The 16,777-nt window shown below is 40.2% G+C and carries 16 protein-coding genes and 1 pseudogene; 5 read left to right on the plus strand and 12 right to left on the minus strand.

Going from position 1 to position 16,777, the window contains the following annotated elements; all coding sequences use genetic code 11:
• Nucleotides 1-533: winged helix-turn-helix domain-containing protein (locus tag HMPREF9075_RS08690; RefSeq protein WP_009416171.1), on the plus strand; the 533-nt coding region annotated here is incomplete at its 5' end.
• A gap of 44 nt (nucleotides 534-577) precedes the next feature.
• Nucleotides 578-1,084: a hypothetical protein gene (locus tag HMPREF9075_RS08695; protein ID WP_062079416.1), complete on the plus strand. Its 507-nt coding sequence runs from the start codon at nucleotides 578-580 to the stop codon at nucleotides 1,082-1,084.
• Here HMPREF9075_RS08695 and HMPREF9075_RS08700 read toward each other — a convergent pair.
• From HMPREF9075_RS08700 to HMPREF9075_RS08735, 9 genes and pseudogenes are all read right to left on the minus strand, one after another.
• Nucleotides 1,081-1,500: a hypothetical protein gene (locus tag HMPREF9075_RS08700; RefSeq protein WP_009416173.1), complete on the minus strand. Its 420-nt coding sequence runs from the start codon at nucleotides 1,498-1,500 to the stop codon at nucleotides 1,081-1,083. The genes HMPREF9075_RS08695 and HMPREF9075_RS08700 overlap by 4 nt on opposite strands.
• Before the next feature lie 104 nt (nucleotides 1,501-1,604).
• A pseudogene (locus HMPREF9075_RS14075) lies at nucleotides 1,605-1,688 on the minus strand (glyoxalase); the annotation flags it as partial.
• Nucleotides 1,689-1,825: 137 nt separating this feature from the next.
• Nucleotides 1,826-2,119 carry a hypothetical protein gene (locus HMPREF9075_RS08705; protein WP_009416175.1) on the minus strand — a complete coding sequence of 98 codons (294 nt, stop codon included), beginning with the start codon at nucleotides 2,117-2,119 and terminating at the stop codon, nucleotides 1,826-1,828.
• A gap of 51 nt (nucleotides 2,120-2,170) precedes the next feature.
• Nucleotides 2,171-2,620, minus strand: coding sequence for a MarR family winged helix-turn-helix transcriptional regulator (locus HMPREF9075_RS08710; RefSeq protein ID WP_009416176.1), 450 nt, complete (start codon nucleotides 2,618-2,620; stop codon nucleotides 2,171-2,173).
• Nucleotides 2,595-3,047: an EVE domain-containing protein gene (locus tag HMPREF9075_RS08715; protein ID WP_009416177.1), complete on the minus strand. Its 453-nt coding sequence runs from the start codon at nucleotides 3,045-3,047 to the stop codon at nucleotides 2,595-2,597. The genes HMPREF9075_RS08710 and HMPREF9075_RS08715 overlap by 26 nt, the downstream gene beginning before the upstream one ends.
• A 61-nt stretch (nucleotides 3,048-3,108) precedes the next feature.
• On the minus strand, nucleotides 3,109-3,663 hold the full coding sequence (locus HMPREF9075_RS08720) for an NAD(P)H-dependent oxidoreductase (protein WP_009416178.1): 555 nt from the start codon (nucleotides 3,661-3,663) through the stop codon (nucleotides 3,109-3,111).
• 176 nt (nucleotides 3,664-3,839) lie between these two features.
• On the minus strand, nucleotides 3,840-4,217 hold the full coding sequence (locus HMPREF9075_RS08725) for a VOC family protein (RefSeq protein WP_009416179.1): 378 nt from the start codon (nucleotides 4,215-4,217) through the stop codon (nucleotides 3,840-3,842).
• A gap of 76 nt (nucleotides 4,218-4,293) precedes the next feature.
• On the minus strand, nucleotides 4,294-5,043 hold the full coding sequence (locus HMPREF9075_RS08730) for a helix-turn-helix domain-containing protein (RefSeq protein ID WP_009416180.1): 750 nt from the start codon (nucleotides 5,041-5,043) through the stop codon (nucleotides 4,294-4,296).
• Between the two features lie 161 nt (nucleotides 5,044-5,204).
• Entirely contained in the window at nucleotides 5,205-5,654 is a 450-nt protein-coding gene (locus HMPREF9075_RS08735; protein ID WP_034557323.1) for a hypothetical protein, read from the minus strand.
• Nucleotides 5,655-5,846: 192 nt separating this feature from the next.
• Here HMPREF9075_RS08735 and HMPREF9075_RS08740 point away from each other — a divergent pair, with 192 nt between their 5' ends.
• The 3 genes from HMPREF9075_RS08740 to HMPREF9075_RS08750 are packed head-to-tail and all read left to right on the plus strand — an operon-like array spanning nucleotide 5,847 to nucleotide 11,055.
• Nucleotides 5,847-8,858, plus strand: coding sequence for a tetratricopeptide repeat protein (locus HMPREF9075_RS08740; protein ID WP_009416182.1), 3,012 nt, complete (start codon nucleotides 5,847-5,849; stop codon nucleotides 8,856-8,858).
• Between the two features lie 33 nt (nucleotides 8,859-8,891).
• On the plus strand, nucleotides 8,892-10,643 hold the full coding sequence (locus HMPREF9075_RS08745; RefSeq protein WP_009416183.1) for a TonB-dependent receptor domain-containing protein: 1,752 nt from the start codon (nucleotides 8,892-8,894) through the stop codon (nucleotides 10,641-10,643).
• A 52-nt stretch (nucleotides 10,644-10,695) separates the two neighbouring features.
• Nucleotides 10,696-11,055 (plus strand): DUF488 domain-containing protein, encoded by a 360-nt coding sequence (locus HMPREF9075_RS08750; protein WP_009416184.1) that lies wholly within the window; start codon nucleotides 10,696-10,698, stop codon nucleotides 11,053-11,055.
• Here HMPREF9075_RS08750 and HMPREF9075_RS08755 read toward each other — a convergent pair.
• Genes HMPREF9075_RS08755 through HMPREF9075_RS08765 form a run of 3 tightly spaced genes read right to left on the minus strand, consistent with a single transcriptional unit; the run spans nucleotide 11,034 to nucleotide 16,682 of the window.
• Nucleotides 11,034-12,131 (minus strand): SusF/SusE family outer membrane protein, encoded by a 1,098-nt coding sequence (locus tag HMPREF9075_RS08755; RefSeq protein WP_009416185.1) that lies wholly within the window; start codon nucleotides 12,129-12,131, stop codon nucleotides 11,034-11,036. The two genes, HMPREF9075_RS08750 and HMPREF9075_RS08755, sit on opposite strands and share 22 nt — an antisense overlap.
• A 14-nt stretch (nucleotides 12,132-12,145) precedes the next feature.
• A complete protein-coding gene (locus HMPREF9075_RS08760) occupies nucleotides 12,146-13,723 on the minus strand; it encodes a RagB/SusD family nutrient uptake outer membrane protein (RefSeq protein WP_009416186.1) in 1,578 nt (525 codons plus the stop codon).
• Nucleotides 13,724-13,727: 4 nt separating this feature from the next.
• Nucleotides 13,728-16,682 carry a SusC/RagA family TonB-linked outer membrane protein gene (locus tag HMPREF9075_RS08765; RefSeq protein WP_034557393.1) on the minus strand — a complete coding sequence of 985 codons (2,955 nt, stop codon included), beginning with the start codon at nucleotides 16,680-16,682 and terminating at the stop codon, nucleotides 13,728-13,730.
• Between the last annotated feature and the right edge of the window lie 95 nt (nucleotides 16,683-16,777).

A 16,777-nucleotide genomic window follows, 5' to 3' on the forward strand; every position in this document is an offset into this window, starting at 1 on the left:
GCTCGGATTATGCCCGAGTTACCTGCATTTTGATGCTTTCTATGGGCAATACTCCTATTTTTGTTGCTGATTGCTTGGGTATAGATATTTCTACTACTTATCGTTATCGTTCCTTATATCTTGAAGGAGGACTAGATAAACTTCTTGAGAATCGTTATAAAGGTTATCAAGGTCTGCTTAATATTTTTCAAATAGAATCCTTAAAACAAGAGTTACGCACACATCTTTATACAGATGCAAAACAAGTATCTCAATGGGTTAAAGACACTTTTGAAGTTACCTATACTCCACAAGGAATGGCTGATTTACTTAACAGAATTGGTTTTTCCTACAGGAAAACAACCGAAGTGCCTTGTGAGGCGGATCTTTTAAAACAAAAACTATTTGCTGAAGCGCTCTCTAAAATTCTTCAAGAAAAGGAAGAAGGGGATGTGGTGTATTTTGCCGATGGTGTTCATCCTACGCATAACAGCCGTTCCACTTATGCTTGGATAGAGAAAGGTAAAGAGTTTCAACAAATAAAGGATTTTTGATATGTGATTTTTCATCAGTTCGCTATCGAAAAGATAAATACGGGTTGGAAAAACAGATTAAGAGAGCCAAAGAGATAGTTTCTCGACCAAGTGGGCAGAAGAAAGTGAAGTTTGTACAAGAAAAAGGCGGCAAGGTAAGTTTGAATGAGGAGTTAATAGAGAAAAACAAACAGCTTTTGGGCATCAAAGGATATTTTACGAATTTGAAAGAGGAAGAAGTTAGTAATTCAATGGTTATTGAGCGTTATCACGAGCTTTATAGAGTGGAACAGGCGTTTAGAATATCAAAAAACGACCTTGAAATGCGCCCTATTTTTCATTTTAAGGAAGAACCTATAAAATTACACATTTTAATTTGCTTTATATCCTTAGCTTTGAGCAAACATATTGAGTTGCAGACGGGAATTTCAATTAAAAAGTTCGTTTACGAGGCTAAAAGGGTTACTGATGCACGACTTTTTAATAAAATAACTCAAAAAGAGTACCGTATGCGAACAAGTCTCTCACAGGCTATGAAGGACTATTTGAGAAAATTAAATTTGTCGCACTAATCCGGACAAGTCAGGAGTTTTATTCCTAACCAAATGGCTACCCCTAAGGTTTGTATACCACAGGAATAGAAGAATGCTTCTCGTATTTCATATAAATGATGTCTTTCAATCCATTCACCATATTTTAAAAAACTGAAAACTATAGCGCCTATATTTACGGAAATAAAGGTGAGTACAAAAAATAGAAGAACACCTATTATTGGGTTTTTAGAAGTGAGTTTTATGTGCTTTTCTATGATTTTAGCTATTAAGAAAGAGGGAATTACTCCTGCAAGTAGGGGGATAAAGATGATTCCTATAATTGAACCAGCTGCATCTGTTCCGCCATAGATTGTTCCTAATATATATACTGAAATAACAACAACTATAGTCTCTATTATAATTGCCTTGCAAAGTAATGAAGAGGTATGAGGCATAATTTTAATGACGAATTACGAATGATGAGTGCAAAAGTAGTAAATAATTTTCTAATAAAAAAATCCCCACTGATAGATTTTTCTTTCAGTGAGGATTTTCATTTTTACTCAGGGGCGGAATAGGTTACGATATCTATACCGATGCCGTTAGGATCTACAATGGCAAAATGGCGGTCGCCCCAAGGCTCTTATTAGAAATCCTTGCTCTCAGCTAATTTCTCGGTAATAATACCTGCATTTAATTTCATCCTGATAATGTATTTGTTATTCGGGGGCAAAAGTACCGCAAGCACAGGGAATACGATTGTAAAAAACGGACAAAGTTTTATTCATTGCCATCTTTCCAATCTTTGATATAATCATACATTATTTTTTTTGCATCATCCATACTTATTCTATCTACATCAATAACATAATAAAAAGCACCATACTCAGGATAAAAGTATCCCAAAGCTAAAAGGTTTCCCTCATACCCCATTTTATGTAGCACTTCTATCAACTCTTTATCTCTATGATCAATATAGAAATCAAAAGTATGTTTTTCAGTAAAATAACCTTTTTCGACTAAATGTTCATAAGCTCTTTTACATTCGTCTATTGTTATAGGTTTTTGTTCCATTTTTAATATAGTTCTAATTCTAAAAGTTCAAAAATATTTATAACAATCTCCCTAATTCGTCAAAAGTTTGTGTAGTTGAGTGTTGAACGAGGGCTGTTCGGTTGCCAAAATACTGAAAAATTCATCATCGAAAGCCTCGACCTTAGCGACAGCTTGCGCGATGAGTTCGGCACCTTTATCGGTGATAGCAACTACTTTGGCGCGGGTGTCGGTCTTGTGTTCTTCCCTTGTGATGAGGTCTTTGCTCTGCAAAGTGCGCACCACTTGCGAGGTAGTCATTGGGTCTATCTTGGTGAAATTTGCCAAAGATACCTGCGTGATTTCCTTTCCTTGTTGGGCAAACCATTGGGCGCTCGCCAAGAGTACAAACTGAGGGTGTGTGAGGTCGAAAGGTTGCAACACTTTTTTGATTCCGCGTTGCCATAACATACTTACTTGCCAAAGTAAAAGCCCTGAGCTTTCTTCGGCTTTCAAATTAAAAATTGAGGGCTGAGAGGTCATTGTGTAACATTTTAGAAGCTATAAGTTTAAAATCGTTCTCGGATATTTCTAAAATACCAAAGCGAAAAGGATATCCCCACGCTTTTTTGTTGGGGATAAAGTCCAATAGCTCGATAAGGTTGGCTATGGGCGTTTCTTCACAGTCTACAAAAGTAATATTTCTCCTAAACGGACAGAAATTTTCACTCATCTGAAAGGCATAGACTTCTTCGTCTTTCACTCTGCCAATAGCCGTGAAGGCTTGGCATTTGTCTTCTTTTCCAAAATAGCGTTTGGAAGAGTAATAGAGAATACCGTCACCCTCCTGCATACGCTTCAAAGGCTGTGCTTTGCCGTGGCAGGCTTGAGCAAAGCCTCCCGCAACGCCCATTTGTACGTGGTCTTTGCTCGCCACGATAATCCAATATTTGATAGGTCTCTTTTTCATTTATAAATGGAATAAAACCGTGTAACACACTGCTACACGGCAATTTTTATCGATTGGCAAATTAACTTAATTCTTTGATTTTTGTAACTAATCGAGCGGCGTGATCTTTGGCTCTTTGTTGTAGGGTTGTGAACACTTCTTTAGGCATTACTTCTGGGATGTACTTCATCCCATAAGAGATTACTGGCTCTTGGAAGAGCAGTTTGCAATGATTAGCAGTTTGGCGGTGAATATTGAGAAAATCGGTAAACGGATAGTTCTGTGCGCCACCGTGTTGGTAAGCCTCTTCAGGTGCTCCAGTAGTGAAAGAAAGGATGAGTTTCTTGCCCATCAGCTTGTTGTCGCCATAAGCAAAGCCGTGTGAAAACACGTTGTCTAACCATTTTTTCAGTAAGGCGGGAAGTGAATACCAATTCACGGGAAATTGCCATACAATTACATCTGCTTTTACAAGTTTAGCTTGTTCGGCAGTTACATCAATTTGATAGTTAGGATAAAGGGCTTGCAAGTTACTTACTTCAGCCTCAGGAAGCAAGCGTTTTACTTCTTCTAAAATAGCCTTATTGGCGTTAGACGTCTCCATAGTAGGATGCCCGTTGATAATTAAAACATTCATATATAATTTAAATTTACTTCTTTATTCGGGCGCAAAGGTAGTATGTTTTTATATAATAAGCAAACTTACTATATATTATTTTATAAATATTTTTTTTAAGGTGTAGGTATTACTGTGAGTTGGAGATATAAAAAATCCCCACCGGTAGATTTCTCTACAAGCGGGGATTTTTATTTTTATTCAGGTGTTGAATAGGTTACTATGTCAATACCGATGCCGTTAGGGTCTATAATGGCAAAATGGCGGTCGCCCCAAGGTTCTTCGCGTAAGTCTATGGCAATGGGTACGCCCTGCTCTTTTAGGCTGTGGTAATAGTCGTCTACATTCTCTACTTCAATGGTGAGATATACGCCCTGTTGGGTAAAAGGTTTTTGGAAAAGAGGCTGTTGCGAAGGGTGGTTAGGCAACAAAAAACTAATTTCTGCCTCGTGATTGGGGGTGTGCAACAGCAAATAAAAGTCGTTTTCAAAAGTAACGCCAAATTGCAATACTTGGGTGTAGAAATCTTTGCTCTCGGCTAATTTATCGGTGATAATACCTGCGTTTAATTTCATTCTGATAATATATTTGTTATTCGGGGGCAAAAGTACCGCAAGCGCAGGGAATACGATTGTAAAAAACGGACATTCTTCAGCCTAACACCTTACTCGGGGTATCGCCATAGAATGTTTTAAACGATTTGATAAAGTGGGCTTGGTCGTAATAGGTGTCTAAAAAAGAATGGTTGTGATAGGCTTTTGTACTTAGTATATGCTGAAAGCGCACAATATTGCTAAAAGCTTTAGGACTATCGCCTATGTAGTAGTCAAAAAGGCGGCGCAACTGTCGGGTACTGATACCGGTATCTAACTGACTGATGTGTATGCTCCCTTTGCTTTGCAATATCTGCAAAAGGGCGGAGAAAAAGCGGTTGTCCGTCTGCAAAGGGCGTTGTGATAGGTGGCGAAGAAAATAGTTGTCCAAGTGCTGTGCAATGGCAGCTAACGAAAGGGGAATTTCCAACTGCTGAGCAATATAAGTAGCCAGTGCAGGCAGTACCTCGCGCAAGGGTATTTCTTGTGCGCTGATTTCAAAAGCATCCTGACCGAAAAGTAGCGGAAAGGCACTAGGCAAAAAGCGAACCCCCACATAATGAAAAGCCCCCGTTATAAGAATCTCTACATACGTATTGCAATAGCCCATAAGGGAACTCATCTGCGGATTATTGCATTCAAAAAACAGGTCGATGCAGCCATCGGCAACTACTCTGTAGCTGAAAGGCGTGTTACGCGGAAGTGATTTTAGCTCCCAATAGCAATAGATAAACGAACGCAAAGCCTCACACGGAAGAAACTCGGTATAAGTAACCTCTTTTTCTTCCGCAGGAATAACGGATTGCATAGGGTGATAATAGGAACGAAGCGATAAGTGCACAAACTGCGGTATTGATTAGCGTTTCAAAGAGTAATTAACTTTGGCAAACTCTTAAAGTTTGCCAAAGTGTGTGGCGCATTGATTTGCGGTTTCAAAGTGTGTGGCGCAAAAGGGGAAGAGTAAAACAGCTATTTCTTCAAACGTTTGAACACAAAACGGGTGATAAAAAGCCCTGTAGAATCTTCTTTGCCTGAATTGCTTTCTACACCACTGGTAACGAAGGCAAGTTCCCAGCCTTCTTCGCTCATCGCATTGAGTTTGGAAGTGATAAGGGCATCGTTGGCAGCGATATTTTGGAAGCGAATCCCTGCAATATTGAAAAAGTTCAGCAACTTGGTTTCGTCAAAGCCTTTTACGCGAATCTCATCGCGGTCGCTTTTATTGCGCTCATCGCCTTCTTCGGAGCGGGTAGTGGTAAAATCTTTGTAATTGCGGTCTTCATTAGCCGAAATCAAGCGTGAACGCCCCATACCAGAAGGGACTACCGATTCTACTGCTGTTACGACCTTAAATTCATAGGTCTGTGCTGTTGCTGCAAAGCCTACAAGGGCTAAACAGAATAAAAAAATGTTTTTCATAGAAATTGTATTTATTAATTCTTCACGCAAAGATACAACAAATGAGCAAATGAGCAAAATTGTAACTAAGGCAGAGCTAAGGATAACATAACTCCGTTTTGGCTCAATATTAAGCAAACTTTTAAGCATTAATCATTATCCATTAAACATTATTTTGTATCTTTGCAGCAATTATTCAAAAAAAATATATTTATGAAGAAGCGATTTTTCTTACTAATGTTATGGGTATTGATAAGTAGTGGTACTTTGATAGCACAAGAAACCTCAAGCGATACCAATGCTCAACAACGGTATCAAAAAGGGTTGGGGCTATCTGCGCGAAAACTTTATCAGCCTGCTCAGCTTATCTTTAGAGAAACAATGAACAATGGCAACGACAAAACTATACGCACACAAAGTGAATACTACGTGGCTACAATCGCTGCTATTTTGGGACAAAAGGGGGCTGAAACTTTGGTAAATAAGTTTATTACAAGCCACCCCGAGTCGCCACTAAGTGCCGATGCTTACTTGCAAATGGCAAACCTTTATTACGAACAAGGAAATTATACAGAAGCCTTAGAATGGTATGCTTCTGTAGACCCGCTCAGGCTAAATAGTGCCGAAAAAGAAAAACTAAACTTCCAAAAAGGATATGCTCTTTTTACACTGGACAAACAAAGTGAATCGCGCTCACACTTTGAGGCGGTGCAAAACAGTAGTACTTACGGCAACGATGCTAAATACTACTTGGGCTATATGGCTTATGATGCCGATGACTACCAAAAAGCTGAAAAGCTATTTGGCGAACTAAGTGCCAGCGATAGTGATAAGAATGTGAGCTATTTTCAGGCAAATATGTACTTCAGTCAGGCGTTGTACGATGACGCTATTGAGGAGGGCGAAAAACAACTCGCCAAAACAAAAAATGCACAGGAAATTTCGGAACTGCACAAAATTGTGGGTGAAAGTTACTTCAACCTTAAAAAATACCAAGAGGCTTTGCCTCACCTGATGTTGTACAAAGGCAAAAAAGGAAAACTTTCTAATACCGACTATTATTATATGGGGTATGCGCTCTACAAAAACAACGATTACGAGGGGGCTGTCTCTCAATTTAACAAGATTATAGACGGAAATGATGAAGTAGCCCAAAATGCTTACTACCACTTGGCAGAATGCTACCTAAAAACCAATAAAAAGCAAGAGGCTCTAAACGCTTTCAGAAATGCTTCGCAAATGGCTTTTGACGAGCAAATAAAAAAAGATGCTTACCTAAACTACGCTCGCTTGAGTTATGAAATAGGAAATGTTTATGAAGCAGTGCCTTCGGTACTGATGGGCTATGCCAAAGCCTATCCTAAAGACAACAAGGAAGAAATACAATCGCTATTAGTAGATTCGTATATCTCATCGGGCAACTATGAGGCTGCAATAAGTATATTAGAAAAATCAACCGATGCAAAGGATAAGGAGCTTTACAAAAAAGTAGCTTTTTACAGGGGTGCGGAACTGTTCAACGATCAGCAATACACCGAAGCTCTTAAGTATTTGGAACGTGCTATTACCGATAACAGCACTATCTCGGCTCGTGCGGCTTACTGGGCTGGTGAAAGTGCTTATCAGCTAAAAGACTTCAGCAAAGCTACAACATTCTTCGACAAATTCTTAGCAAACCCTTCGGCAACAAAAACTGATGAATACAGCAAGGTGTATTACAGCTTGGCTTATAGCTATTTCAACCAACACCAATACGCTAATGCTATTACAAACTTTGAAAATTATTTGAAACAGAGCCCTAAAGATGAGGTTTGGAAACAAGATGCAATGTTGCGATTGGCAGATTCGTATTTTGTAACTGGTAAGTACTGGCCTGCAATGGAGGGCTACAACAAACTGATAGAAGCAAAAACCGAGAATCAGGATTACGCTGCATACCAAAAGGCTATTAGTTATGGTTTTGTAGACCGTGCTAATAACAAAATTGAAGAGTTGGAAAAGTTTATAAAAAACTATCCCGACTCAAACTTGCGCCCCAATGCGCTATACGAATTGGGTAGTACCTACGTAACGCAAGGAAATGTGTCCAAAGGTATGGAATATTACGAGCAGCTTTCTACAAACTACAAAGGAAACGTATTAGTGCCTCGCGTGCTATTACGACAAGGATTGGTGTACTATAGCAGAGGTGAAGAGCAAAAAGCCTTACAACTATTCAAAACAATTGCTAAAGATTACCCCAATACAAATGAGGCTTCACAGGCGGTGGCTTCGGCAAAGCTGATTTATGTAGATATGGGTCAGGTGAATGAATATGCTGCTTGGGCGAAGAGCTTGGGCTATGTAGAGGTTACCAATCTGGAACTTGAAGCGGCTACTTACGAATCGGCAGAACGACAATATTTGCAAAACAACTTAGACGAGGCTATTGCTGGTTTTGAAAAATACATCAAACAGTACCCTAACGGAATGAGACGTACCAATGCCGAATTTTACTTGGCGCAATCGTACTTCAACAAGGGTAACAAAGCCAACGCTCTCACTTATTTTGAGAAAGTGTACAAGAGTAGTTCTAACGACTTCAGCGAACAATCATTGGTGCGCGTGTGCCAAATACTATTAGATGCCGGCAGCTACCTAAAGGCTAAACCTTACTTGGAAGAGCTTGAAAAAAGAGCGACTATCAGCCAAAACCGCACCTTTGCTCGCAGTAACCTAATGCGTGTGTGCTATAACGAAAACCTATATGACAAGGCTAACGAATATGCCAACAAGGTATTAGCCGACAAGCAAATAGATGAGCGCGTAAAGGCTGATGCTTATGTGGTATTGGCTCGTACTTACTTCAAAAAAGGCGATGATGCTCAGGCTCGTAAATACTACAAAGAGGTGGAAAAAACAGGCACCGAAAACAAAAACGTGGCTGCAGAAGCCTTGTATTACGATGCTTACTACAAAAATAAAGATAAAGATTACAAAGCCTCTAACGAAGTAGTGCAACGAATTGCTAAAGACTATGGGGCACAAAAAGAATACGCTGCCAAAAGCCTTATCGTAATGGCTAAGAACTTTTATGGGCAAAAAGATAGCTATCAGGCTACTTATGTACTTGAAAGCGTGATAAAAAGCTTTAAAGATATACCCGAAATAGTAGCTGAAGCTAAAAAAGAATTGGCTGCTATAAAAGCTGAAACAGCCAAAACTAACTCATCGGTAAAGCAATAGGATTAATTTTATAACCATAAGAACAAAATAATAATGACTAATTATAGAATATATATCTGCTTGTGGGCTCTGGCACTCCCTATGATACTAAGTGCGCAAAGCCGAAAGGACAGCCTTACAACAAAGGTGGTGGATGTGGTAAAATCATACGCTCCTACTATAGCCGACGCTTATAAAAAACGTGATGAGGTAAAAATAAAAAACGACTCTATCACGGTGAAAAAGAAGACGATAAAGTATACTTTCAATTCGGTACCTGTAGCTTCTACCTTTGTGCCCGAAAAAGGAAAAGCTGCCCCTATAGAAAAACGCACTGTTCGCGAGGATTACCTAAACTCATATATAGGTGCAGGGCTGGGGTTGCTAAATACGCTAATGGGCGAGGCTAACATTACTTACGACCTGAACGATCATAGCAAGATTTCGTTGGTAGCCGACCATTTGTCGAGCAATGGCGATGTACCCGATGTGCTGCCTGAAACAAACTATGCCAATACCAAAGGTACGCTGGGCTATAACTACCAAAATGAAGCGCTTATTTGGGGCATCAACGGCTACCTCGGCAGGCGAATGCACAACTACTACGGCATACGCCCCGATGTGTTCAGCAAAACGTTTCTGATAGACAAAATAAGCGATATGCAGCAGGCTTACACTAACTATGGGGGTAACGCCTATTTGCAATGGGCAAATCCTTACTTCAAAGGGTTTGACTTCTCGGTAGATGCGCTTTCGGACAGCTTTGATAGCCAAGAGGTAAACCTAAAAGTAAAACCTTCGTTTGAAGTACCACTCATTGATGGGCAACAGGTGCAAGGAAAATTGCTATTTGACTATTACGAAGGAAACTTTACAAGGCAAGATAACTTTGTGAATGAGATTAAAAACCGCTGGATGCTCTTTGGGGTACAACCTGCATATCACCTAAAAGCAGGGAATTTATCAGCCAAATTGGGAGTTTCTATGCTATACGTAGATGCCAACCAAACTGATGATGACAAATTTAAGGCTTACCCCGATGTGGAAGCCTCGTACGCTCTCACCCCCGATGCGATACTACACGGGGGCATAAAAGGAACAATGCAGCAAAATACACTATCCAAACTAAGCGAGCGCAATCCTTATTTAGCCCCAATGCTGGAACTGAAACCTACCAATGTGCAAGCCGATGCTTTTGTGGGCATCAATGGCAAGGTGGCTACGGGCTTGCAATACCGCGTGCAGGGTAGCTATAGGCTGAGCAAAGAAAAACCGCTCATCACTACTTTTACCGAACGCCCTATAGACCCCAACAATCCTCTGCCTTACCAATACTACAACGCTTTTGGGGTAGTGTATGACAGGGTAAGCGAAATAGAAGGAAAAGTAGCTATGGAAGGCAACCTAAAAGAGTTCTTTTTCTTTACCTTAGAAGGCAAATACAACTATTACAAGGCAGATAACCAATACGAGCACATCGCTTGGAATTTGCCACAAATACAGGTGTCGTTATACAGCGATTTTAAAATATTGCCTAACTTGTTTGCAGGGATTGACATCTTCTATATAGGCAATCGCTACGATTTAGATTACCTAATAGGCTCTATTGAGCCTAAAAAAATCACGCTAAATGGTTATATAGATGTAAATCTGCACGCCGACTATACGCTGAACAAGCACTTTCAGCTATTTGTGAAAGCCAATAATTTGAGTGCTAAAAACCACGAATTGTGGGCTTATTACCATTCGCAAGGCTTACAGATATACGGGGGCTTGCGCTTTTTGTTCGGACTTGGAAAGAAATAAACCTCAATCTAACGGCTAACCGCTAATAACGAACGATTATATACTAAATACTATGGAAATTACATTAAGCCGTGTATATAACGAGCAAGATGACAGCGATAGTTTTCGCATTCTTGCAGATAGGCTTTGGCCTCGTGGCATCAAAAAAGAGGCTTTGGCATTAGACCTTTGGGCGAAAGATATTGCCCCCTCTACCCTATTGAGGCAGCGTTATCACCAAGACAACGATTACGAAGCCTTTAAAAAAGACTACAGCGAAGAGTTGGCTACCAATGCTGCCTTTGCTCCTTTTTGCGAACAACTAAAAGCACATAAAAAAATCACCTTGCTCACTGCGAGCAAGGTGATTGATAAAAGTGCGTTGCCTATACTTATGCAAGCTATTAAAAATTATTGTTTTACAACAGAATAAGTACCTGCTTTTACATTTACAGTAATTTTGTAATTGCTACTACCATCTCCATTGAATTTGATATTACTATTATCTTTAGGAGCTAAGTAACGGGTATCACCAGCAACATCTTTAGTAAAGTTACCCCATTCTTTGCCTGACCAAGATTTCTGACCAAAGAACTTAAATTCAGCTCCTGGTTGTAACACAACCGTTGTTTCAAAAACACCTTCAGCTGTTTTAGTCATTTCTACCGGATTTTCTATTTTCCATTTAGGAGTGCCAGAAACTCCATCTCCTACTAAATAGATATGTTCAGGTTTATAATCGGCGGTAGTTTCTTCTATAGTAAGCGATTGGTCTGTAATATTGATACTTACTTTATAAACACCAGTTTCTCCATAGAATTTCATATTTTCATCTCCGTCTTTTTGAAGGAACTTATTAGTGTATTTTTTGAAGTATTTGTAATCAGATCTTATACCAACTTCATCTAAACTATAGTTTACTGGGTTCCAATCTTGTTGCCCTAAGAAACGGAAAGCCTCTTCTTTTTTCAAATAAGTATAGATAGAATAGTGAATACCATCTTCTTCTTGATAAAGTTGTTGTGCTTTGTTGGCATTCCAACCTACATAACTCGCAGCTCCTACAATGTAAAAATCTTGATTATAACGTGTTATAGTAAGCGTTTTAGGAGCTGAAGAAGCTACAATTTTCTTATCGCCCAATACTACATTGGCTTTTAGCTCTACAGGAGTAGCTGTATCAACAGGCATTCCTAACTTCATACAAAGTGTATTGAGTGTTGCCACTGTAAGGGTAGTGTTGGTTTGGGTAGTAAGTGCGGTACTTTGCGAATTGCCATTATAGCTAAGGGTAACATTATACCTCACTGGAGTAGCTACATTTAGAGCTGTTTTGTTCCACGATACGGTAAGGGCATTTTCTCCTGCTTTAGTTTTATCTAAAGTAAAAGTAGTAGCCGATACTTCAGCTGTAATATTAGCCGATTCGGTACTTACGGTAGCTTTATCGTCTTTCTCACAACTTACGAAGCCTACCGCTGCTAAAGTTAAAAATATTATCTTTTTCATTGTTTATTCAGTTTTTAGTATCCTGTATTTTGTCGAATCACGCCTCCTGAAGCCAATACTACGTTAGCAGGAATAGGATAGAGCTTGCGGAAATCGGCTACAGCAGTACCTGCAGCTACTCCTCCTTTAAAGGGCCATAAATAAGTACCTTCTACAAAACGATTGTAGCGAATTAGGTCGGTACGGCGGAAGCATTCCCAATAAAGTTCGCGAGCGCGTTCATTTAGCACTTCATCTACAGTAAGCCTTGCTGCAGTAAGGGGTGCTTCACCTGCACGAGTGCGCAATCTGTTTACGTAGGTAAGAGCATCGCTTGTATTGGTATTCTTGCGTAGAGCCGCTTCGGCATAGTTTAAATAAACCTCTCCTAAGCGAATAAGTGCTATATCAGTATCTACAAAATCACCTGCGGGGTCTTTGCCTTTTCGTCCTGCAGAAGTGATATTCTTGTACTTAGTAACCGCATAACCATCGGTAAAAGAAGCTATAGAACTAATACTATACGATTGGCGATTGGTGTAAAACATCGCACGAGCATCTGTCCAAGCTGTAGGAGGATTGCCTGTGCCATCAAATTTATCAACTAAAGCACTAGTGGTGCGCAAACCGCTCCAGCCACTACCTACTCCATAATCGGTGGCAGTCATAGTACCTCCTATAGATGCGTGTACTAAGAAAGTAGTACCTGCCCAAGTTTTTGAGTTCAGACCATCAAAGTTGACTGTAAAGATGTTTTCGTTTTGAGCTCCATTGGTGTCATTATCCGCCAAAAACAAATATTTGTAGTTAGGCACTAACGTATAGCCGCTCTCATCAATTACTTTTTTAGCGTAAGTCATACAATCGGCATAACGTTCTTCACCTGTATATACTTTGGCATTGAGGTACAAGCGAGAGAGCAATGCCCAAGCAGCCGCTCTATCTACACGCCCATAGGCATTGGCTTTAGGAGCTTTAAGGTCATTTTCTATAGCTTTTAGTTCGCTTTCTATAAAAGCAAACACTTCTTTGCGCGATTTGCGGTCGCTTTCAGTGAGTTTGTCTTTCACTTCGGTTACTATAGGAGTATCGCCAAACAAGTCCATTAGGTAATAGTAGGCGTAGGCACGCACAAAACGCGCTTCAGCCACTCCGTATCTTTTCATTTCGTCAAACTGGCTATCTTGGTTTACTGAAATAAACGAGTTGGCAAACGAAACTGTTTGAGCCAAACGGTAATACATAGCTTCTATAATACCATTGCTTTTTGTCCAATTCATATTGTGAAAATCGGGCACACCTGGGTCACTCCACGCTACTACGGCTTCGTCAGTAGGTAATTCTTGCAGATAGAAGAGCAGACGGGTAAACTGAGTAGTACCCTCGTCCAACCCTTGTATATCGGGAGAATCGGTAGGACCTTTTTGACCTGTAAGCGCTAAAGAAGCGTATACCTTAGCCAAAGATTGTTCTGCATACTGCAAATTTGTTTTCACCGAACTCGCATTGATGCTATCGGGGTCTATTGAGGGGTCTTGGTCTAAGTCTTTCAAACAGCTGCTAAGCGATAATGCTGCTGCCAATCCCCATATTTTGATATAGTTACTTTTCATACGTTTAGAAATTTAAGTTAACACCAAATAGGTAAGTTTTTGGGCGTGGATACACATTGTTATCTATACCTGAAGTTGCCCTATTATTACTATCTATTGATAATACTTCGGGGTCTAACCCTTTGTATTTGGTAAGAGTAAGCACATTTTGCATCGTAGCGTAAAGGCGTACTTTTAGCTTATCAGCTGAAGGGAAATTATAACCCAAAGTGATATTGTCTATCTTAAAGAAAGAAGCATCGTGCAAATACATATCGCTAAGCATTGTAGCTGTTTTGCGTTCGCTTAACAATGTGTCATAATAAGAGCGAGGAGTATTGCGCAAAATATTGTCAGAATAAACACGGTCGAGTGAAGCATTAGCTGATGATACGTTGTCGTACACATAGTTGCCTAAGCTCACACGGGTTGCAATGTTCAAATCCCATTGTTTGTAGGTAAGGTTGGTAGTAAGCCCCATCGTTACATCGGCATAAGGCGATTTGCCCATTACACGGTCATTCTCATCTATTTTACCATCGCCGTTTTTATCTACATAAGCCCCCTCAATTGGCTTACCTTGTGCATCATACACTTGTTCGTACAAATAGAAGGTATAAGGAGCATAGCCTTCTTGGTGGCGTTGTACGGTATTACCTGTACCTCCATTAATACCGCCTACATTTTGCAGGTTGGTAAGTTTGGTAATTTTGTTTTTGTTATAGGCAATGTTATAAGTAAGTGTCCAATTGATATTTTTCTCATCATCTCTTACAGGCACTACACTAGCGATAAACTCAACGCCTTTGTTTTCCATATCGCCAATATTGCTCGCTATACGGCTACCATAGTTAGTAAATGGAGCAGTATTAGCCTCAGCAATAAGGTTTTTAGTTACTTTGCGATACACATCGAGGCTACCGAAGAAGCGGTTGCTAAAGAATCCGTAATCGATACCTGCATTTAGGGTATTACCAATTTCCCATTTAAGGTGTTTATTTACACTTTCAGGACGCGCCGTAGCAATAAATCGGTTCCCCAACTGATAGTACGCACCATCATTAATACTACCTACATAACGAGTAAGGAAAAGGTAATCGCCCAAGCCGTTTACGTTACCCACTTCACCATAACCAAGACGCAATTTAAGGTCGTTTACGGTCTCTTTTTCTTTGAGGAAAGATTCGTTTTTAGCATTCCAAGCCAAAGCCAATGAAGGGAAGTAGCCCCAACGATCGTCTGGGTTCAGTTTAGAAGATGCATCGGCACGAAGGGTAGCAGTAAGCATATAGCGGTCGTTGAAACTATAGTTTGCACGCCCAAAGAATGAAACAAGCACGTTGCGGCTCTTATCATCTACTGGTGTAACCTTATCGCGTTCGCCCACAAAATATTCTGTAAGATTAGATACATTGCTGAAGTAGAAACGTTGGTAAGAGTGCCCCACCATAAACGATAGGTTGTGTTTGCCTATTTCTTTCATATAATTAGCATAAGCATCAAACAAGGCGTTAGAGGCAATGTTAGTATAATGGGTATTAGTACCATTGAAAGTGCCTGATGACGAAGGTCGGCGTTTATCTACTATATCATCGCCATTACTCTTAGTATAATCAATACCAGCGTTGATAGTAGCGGTAACATCTTTGAAGAAAGGCAAAGTATAATCTACTTTCACGTTGGAAATCAAACGATTTACAGTAGCAGTATTATTGCGCAAGTAAAGCAATGCCAATGGGTTGGAAGGAGCATTGTTATTCTTATTGCCATTTTGCAACCAAGTGTGATAGCCATCGTATTTAGCAGGTCCCCCGTATACCGATTGGGTAGGGTCGTACTCTATGGCTGCCCTAATAGCATCTCTATCGGCAAAGCGGTTCTTGATAAAAGAACCTGATACGTTAAACTCTGTGCGCAAACTCTTATCTAAGAACGCAGGCGTAAGCGAAAGTTTAGCAGTACCACGTTGGAAATTATCAGTTTTCAATACCCCATCGGCATAAGTATGCCCTACTGATAAACGATAAGGCACTGATTTTAGGTTGCCTGAAATACCTACTGTAGTATTGGCTGTAGGAGCTGGGTGGTAGATTTCTTTTTGCCAATCGGTATTAGCGGTGCCCAATAAGGCTTTTTGGGTAGCATTGCCTGTTTGGTTTACCAATGCACGTATTTCATCAGCTGACAACAAATCTACATAATCAGATACCTGACTTACTGAAAGGCTTGAGTTAACTGAAACTTGCATCTCTTGGTTCATCTTACCTTTTTTGGTAGTAATCATAATTACCCCATTGGCAGCGCGCGAACCATAGATAGCGGTAGATGAAGCATCTTTGAGCACTGTCATACTCTCAATATCTTCGGGGTTGATAGAGTTCAAGACACTGCGTGAACCCCCTATAGCTCCATCGTTCATTGGGATACCATCTACTACTACTAATGGATTAGAATTTAAGGTGAGCGAACCTACCCCCCTTACGCGGATATTCTGACCATCACCAGGAGCACCCCCGCCAGAGGTAATTTGTACCCCTGCCACCTTACCCTGAATAAGCTGGTCGGCAGAAAGGGTTTGTCCTTTGCTAAAGTCTTTAGTAGTAACAAGGTTTACAGAACCTGTTACATCTTTTTTCTTAGCAACCCCGTAACCGACAACTACCACATCGTCTAACTGTTGCATTTCTTCTTGAAGCACCACATTCATCTGTGCCCCTTTCACTGTCACTTCTTGGTCTTTATAACCCAATGACGAGAACACAATCACAGCTCCTTTATTGGCTGTGAGCTCAAAGTTCCCGTCAAAATCGGTAGCAGTACCGTGCGAGGTACCTTTCACCACAACGCTTGCTGCTGCCAAGGGCAAGCCTGAAGCGTCTTTCACTGTTCCTTTCACAGTGATTTGCTGTGCATAACCCATAAGGGTTGCACACAAGAAAAATACTACTCCATAAAGTAGCCTGTTCATTTTTACTTTCATACAAATAAAATTTGAAAATTTGAGAATTTGAAAATTAGCAAATTTGAAAATTCCCACACCACTCATTTGCTCATTTGCTAATTTGCTCATTTGCT

Origin of the sequence: Capnocytophaga sp. oral taxon 332 str. F0381, assembly GCF_000318275.2 — a bacterium.
GTDB lineage: Bacteria > Bacteroidota > Bacteroidia > Flavobacteriales > Flavobacteriaceae > Capnocytophaga > Capnocytophaga bilenii.